This window comes from Streptomyces sp. NPDC058964 (assembly GCF_042741275.1).
In the GTDB taxonomy this organism is placed as follows: domain Bacteria; phylum Actinomycetota; class Actinomycetes; order Streptomycetales; family Streptomycetaceae; genus Streptomyces.
The window spans coordinates 1-5,629 of sequence record NZ_JBHYKH010000563.1; the positions used below are offsets into that span (position 1 = coordinate 1).

Annotated in this window: 4 protein-coding genes and 1 pseudogene; 3 read left to right on the plus strand and 2 right to left on the minus strand. The window is 69.4% G+C overall.

The genetic code is table 11. The features are described 5' to 3' along the window. A partial coding sequence (locus ACFW2E_RS40225) for an AAA family ATPase (protein ID WP_384475051.1) occupies positions 1 to 1,926 on the minus strand: 1,926 nt, incomplete at its 3' end. A 167-nt stretch (positions 1,927 to 2,093) separates the two neighbouring features. On the opposite strand from ACFW2E_RS40225, the gene ACFW2E_RS40230 reads away from it, so the two are divergent. Both ACFW2E_RS40230 and ACFW2E_RS40235 read left to right on the plus strand, forming a co-directional pair. Continuing rightward, positions 2,094 to 3,551, plus strand: a complete 1,458-nt coding sequence (locus tag ACFW2E_RS40230) for a purine-cytosine permease family protein (RefSeq protein ID WP_384475054.1) — start codon at positions 2,094 to 2,096, stop codon at positions 3,549 to 3,551. A 78-nt stretch (positions 3,552 to 3,629) separates the two neighbouring features. Next, entirely contained in the window at positions 3,630 to 4,619 is a 990-nt protein-coding gene (locus tag ACFW2E_RS40235; RefSeq protein ID WP_384475057.1) for an aldo/keto reductase, read from the plus strand. Between the two features lie 115 nt (positions 4,620 to 4,734). On the opposite strand, the gene ACFW2E_RS40240 is transcribed toward ACFW2E_RS40235, so the two are convergent. Continuing rightward, positions 4,735 to 5,124: a hypothetical protein gene (locus ACFW2E_RS40240; RefSeq protein WP_384475060.1), complete on the minus strand. Its 390-nt coding sequence runs from the start codon at positions 5,122 to 5,124 to the stop codon at positions 4,735 to 4,737. A 70-nt stretch (positions 5,125 to 5,194) separates the two neighbouring features. Here ACFW2E_RS40240 and ACFW2E_RS40245 point away from each other — a divergent pair. Beyond that, a pseudogene (locus ACFW2E_RS40245) lies at positions 5,195 to 5,629 on the plus strand (IS982 family transposase); the annotation flags it as partial.

Here is a 5,629-nt window from a genome sequence, read left to right on the forward strand (position 1 = left end):
GGTCTGGCCCGCCCCCGCCGCGATCCCGGGGTCTTGGAGTGGGGGATGGCAAGCGCCCCCATGTCCCAGTATGGGGGGGCGGGGCCGTTTTTGTACACGGTCGACGGCCACGGCGGCCAGGACCAGCCGCCCGATCCCGCAGCCCGACGGCTGGGGCAGGCCGACCCGCTCCGTCTCTGTCACCGCTGCCAGGGCCTTGCGCTCGGCCCGGCCCGGCCATCCGTTCAGGTAGTCGATCAGTGCCAGGTGGCCCAGTGACTCCTCGCGCGGCATGGCCGTGGAGGCTCCGCCGGGCCCGCCGACCACCTCGGACAGCGCGGCGCGCGCGTCGTCGAAGCGGCCGGCCCACAGCCGCGCCGAGCCCAGGTGGGTCAGCAGCAGGGCGATGAGCTCGGGGTGCTTGTCCAGGAGGTGCGCGGGGACCTCGTGGCGCAGCTCCTCGGCCGTCTCCACGGCCTTCTCGGCCTTGCGGGGAGAACCGGCCAGCCGGGCAGCCAGGGCTTCGAGCAGGGCGCAGCTCAGCCGGCCGGCCGGGTCGGACTCGTCGGTTGCGAGGTGCTCCTCGGCCCGGTGCAGATGGACCAGGCCGCGGTGGAGTTCGTGGCGCGACAGGTCACGGGCGGCCCGGACCAGCTCCGCGGCGGGGCCTGCGGTCTCCGGTCCCATCCGTGAGAACAGTTCGGTCAGGTCGTCGCAGCGCAGGCCGGTGAAGAGCTGCCCGATCGCCAGGTCGTCGACGAGGGCGCCGGCGGTGAACTCCCAGTCGCCCGCCGCGGCACTGTGGGTCAGTGTCTCCGGGAGGGAGCCGGAGCGTCGCAGCCACTCGGCGGCCCGCCGGTGGAGTTCCGGTTCCAGGCCGGGGAACCGTGCGCGCAGATGCGCCCGGAGTATCTCGGCGAACAGCGGGTGGAGGCGGTACCAGGTGTGCCCGAGGTGCTCGACGAAGGCGTTCTGGCGGTGCAGTTCGGCCAGGTCGAAGGCCGCTCCCTCGTTGCCGGTGAGCGCCTCCGCCAGGTCGGGGCAGAAGCGCTCCAGGACGCTGACGCGCAGCAGCAGGTCCTGGGTACGCTCCGTCTGCTGTTTGAGGACCTCGGCGAGGAGGAAGTCGGCGACGGCGCTCCGGTCCGCCTCGAACTCCTTCAGGTACGTCTCCGGGTCCGGGCTCTCCTGCGCGGCCAGGGCGCACAGGCGGAGCCCGGCGGCCCATCCCCGGGTGCGGTCCACGAGGGTGCGCGCGGCCGCCACGGGGAGGCTCAGGCCGTGCCGGTCGAGCAGGGTCGCCGCCTCCTCGGGTGTGAAGGCCAGCTCGGCGTTGCGGATCTCGGTCATGGCGCCCGCCGCCCGGTAGCGGTGCAGGGGCAGCAGCGGTTCGGTACGGGTGACCAGAACCAGGCGCATGCCGCGCCCGGCGTGGTGCAGGACGAACTCCAGCTGGTCCGCGATCTCCGGTGCGCTCAGGTGGTCGTACTCGTCGAGCACCACGATCACGGGCCGCTCCCGGCGGCTGAGCTCGGCGGCGAGCCGGGCCAGCAGCTTGTGGTCCACGAGGCTCGCGTCCGCCGGGCAGCCGACCTCGTCGGACACCGGGACGCCGGCGGCGCGCAGGGACTGCAGCAGGTACGCCCAGAACATGCCGGGGCCCTGGTCGCCGGCGTCGTTGGTGAGCCAGGCGACCGTCTCGTCGAGGCCCGCGGCCCAGTCGGCGACCAGCAGGGTCTTGCCCGCGCCGGCGGCGCCGTTGACCATCGTCAGCGGCGTCTGCAACGCCTGGTCGAGATGGGTCGCCAGCCGCTCGCGCCGCAGGAAGGCGGCGGGAACTGTCGGTAGGGCGAACCGCGTCCGCAGAAACGGTTCTCCCAGGGGATCGACGTATGCGTCGGCCGTCGGTCCCCCCTCGTTCTCCTGCACCGGAGCCACTGCGCTCACCACCCCGTCGGTCAGGTCATGGGCAGTGCTGACACGCTCATGATCCCAGCTTTCACCCGAGTGCGCAGAACGCGCAGGCCGGGCGGTGGGCCGGCGGGGTCCGATTGACCCGTGGCACCTGCGGGAGCAATGTGGCCACAGGGGTGTACCAGCACTCGGGAGGCATCGTGACCACGTCAGCGCAGCCCCGGGTGACGGGCCTGGAGGTCCGCTCCATCGACTACGTCCCGCTGGACGAGCGGCACGGCAAACTGTGGCACCTCGGGCCGCTGTGGTTCATGTCCAACGCTCAGATCGCCACGCTGGCCGTGGGGCTGATCGGCATCACCGAGGGCGGCAACCTCGTCTGGTCGCTGCTGGCGATCGTCTCGGGCACGGTCATCGGCACGTTCTTCATGGCGTTCCACTCGGCCCAGGGCCCGCAGCTGGGGCTGCCCCAGATGATCCAGTCCCGGCCCCAGTTCGGCTATGTCGGCGCCCTGCTGGTGTGGCTCTTCGCGTATGTGCAGTACGCGGGCTTCAACGTGTTCAACACCATCCTCGCCGGACAGGCCCTGCACACCACGCTGCACGGGGGCGTCAAGCTCTGGGTGGCCGTGGTCACCGTGATCGCCCTGGTCGTCGCACTGGTGGGCTACGACATCATCCACAAGGCCGAGCGCTTCCTGACGTACACCTTCCTGATCATCTTCGGGATCTTCACCGTGGGTGTCCTGGTCAATCTGCACTACCCGCCGGGCTCCTTCGACCTCGGCGCCTTCCGCTGGACCCCGTTCCTGGCCCAGTTCGGCGTGGTGGCCGGCTACCAGATCAGCTGGGCCATCTACGTCTCGGACTACTCGCGTTACCTCCCGCCGGACGTGACGGTCCGCAAGACCTTCTACTGGACGTACTTCGGCTCGGCGCTCGGCGGCATCTGGCTGATGGTCCTCGGGGCACTGCTGGCCGCCTGGGCCGGCAAGGGCTTCGAGACGATCGCGTCGATCAACGCCGCCGGAGACGAGGTGTTCAGCGGATTCGGCGCGATCGTGCTGCTGTTCGCCGCCCTGGGCCTGGTCTCCGTCACCGCGCTGAACATGTACGGCGGCTCACTGACGCTCATCAGTGCCATCGACTCGTTCAGGAGGGTGCGGCCGACGCTGGGCGTACGGCTGTTGACCATCGGTCTGACCGCGGCGCTCTCCCTGGTCGGCGCGCTGGCCGCGACTTCCCACTTCCTGCAGAACTTCAACAACTTCCTGCTGCTGGTGCTCTATCTGTTCATCCCGTGGACCGCGGTGAACCTGCTGGACTACTACGTCGTGCGCCGCGGGCACTACGCCATCGCCGAGATCTTCAATCCGCACGGCATGTACGGCCGCTGGGGCTGGCAGGGGATCATCTCCTACCTGGTGGGATTCGCCGTCATGATCCCCTTCTTCTCCGTCGGCACCCTCTTCGTCGGTCCCGCCGCCGAGGCGCTCGGCGGCGGGGACATCTCCCTGTTCATCGGGCTGCCGGTCTCGGCGCTGCTGTACTGGTGGCTGACCCGGTCGATCGACGTGGAGGCCGAACAACGGCTGGCCGAGGCGGAGGCCGCGGAGCTGGAACGGGCCGCGCACGAGCACCGCGAGCCCTCTACTTGACTTCGAGCGCGCTCCAAGTCCTAGCGTCCCGGCAGGACACCACCGCGATCCACTTCGCAAGGAAGGGCTGGAAAACCTATGGAACAGCGCAGTCTGCGAAACCTCCGGGTATCGGCCATCGGCCTCGGCTGCATGGGCATGTCCGCGTTCTACGGCTCCGCCGACCGGGACGAGGGCATCAGGACCATCCGGCGCGCGCTGGAGCTGGGCATCGACTTCCTGGATACCGCGCAGATCTACGGACCGCTCACCAACGAGAGCCTCGTCGGCGAGGCGATCAGGGGTCACCGGGACGAATACGTGATCGCCACGAAGTTCAACTACCGGATGGACGAGGCCGTTCCGGGAGACATGAGCACGGTCGGACGGCAGGACGGCTCCGCGGAGCATGTGCGCAGTTCCGTCCACGGCTCGCTCGAGCGGCTCGGGACCGACTACATCGACCTGTACTACCAGCACCGCGTCGACCCGAACGTGCCGATCGAGGAGACCGTCGGCGCCCTCGGGGAGCTGGTCGCGGAGGGCAAGATCCGGCACATCGGCCTGAGCGAGGCCGGGGCGGAGACCATACGGCGCGCGAACGCCGTCCATCCGATCACGGCGGTGCAGACCGAGTACTCGCTGTGGACCCGCGACCCCGAGGCCGAGGTCCTGCCGACGTGCCGGGAGCTCGGGATCGGGTTCGTGCCCTACTCCCCGCTGGGCCGCGGCTTCCTCGCGGGCCGGTTCTCCTCGCCGGATGAGCTCGACGAGACGGACTTCCGCCGCACCGGCCCGCGCTTCACCGGTGACAATCTGGAGGCGAACCTCGCGCTCGCGGCGAAGGTGAGGGAGATCGCGGCGGAGAAGGACGTGACACCGGCACAGCTGGCCATCGCCTGGGTGCTGGCACAGGGTGAGGACCTGGTCCCGATCCCGGGCACCAAGCGGCGCACCTACCTCGAGCAGAACGCCGGCGCCGCCGACGTCGAACTGACGAAGGAGGACCTGTCCCGGATCGACGCCGAACTCCCGCAGGCCGCCGGGGAGCGCTACAACGAGGCCGGGATGAGGACCGTCAACCTCTAGATGATCAACTCCAAGGGATGCCTGCGGAGGGTGTGGGGTGGGCGGCGGCCGAAGCCACCGCGAGACGGTCAGGCGGCGGGCTGCCGGCCCTGGTTGTCGAGGTGGCAGCGGGCGGTCAGGCGTCAGGGTCGACTTCGGGGTGCGTGAACCGCACGGGCTTGCCCAGCGACCGGGCATAGGCGATTTCGGCTCGGGTGCTGTCTCCGATGTAGTCGCCGACTACAAGCACCTCATCAGCGAGCCGGATCTTCGCCCGGTGCAGATCGTCGAGTCGAACCTTCAGCGCCTCGGCCTCGACGGGATCGGACCAAAGTTCGTGCGGCGACTTCATGTCACAGCCCGGTTTGACGACAATCCTTCCGGCCTTGGTCTCCCGCAGATCGGCCTCGTTCATCTCGGTCATGAAGCGGGTGGAGCCGCAGATCACGACGATACGCGGGAGGCTCAACAGCTTCTTCGCGTCGGCGAGCTTCTCCCCGGGGGTGAGCGGTTGCGGGTACGGCACTGATGCCTCCTGGCGGTGTGGTCCAAGGGGTGCCTGCGGAGACGAGAACGAGGGTGCCCAAGATCGTTTTGTGACGAACGACGTGGACACCCTCGCGACAGCACTCTATGCGACGACCGACGACATGCTGAAGGAGCATCCCGACCTGGCGCCGTGGCGCCCGCCGGTCGGCATTACGCCCCGCCTGAGCGATGCCGAACTGGTCACCCTCGCCTCGGTGCAGGCCATACTCGGCTACACCTCCGCGGCCAAATGGCTCCGCCATGCCCGTGCCCACCTGCGCCACCTCTTCCCCTACCAGCCCCAGCAGCCCGGCTACAACAAGCGGCTGCGCAGGCCGCCGGTCTGATGCGAAGCGTCAACCGGATCCTGGTCACCACCACCTCGGTGTGGAGCGACGACGTACGGGTCGTGGACTCCACCCCGGTGGAATGCGGCCGCTCCCGCGCGACCGTCAAACGCTCCGACCTGGCAGGTTGGGCCGAAAACCGCTACTGCGCCAGCC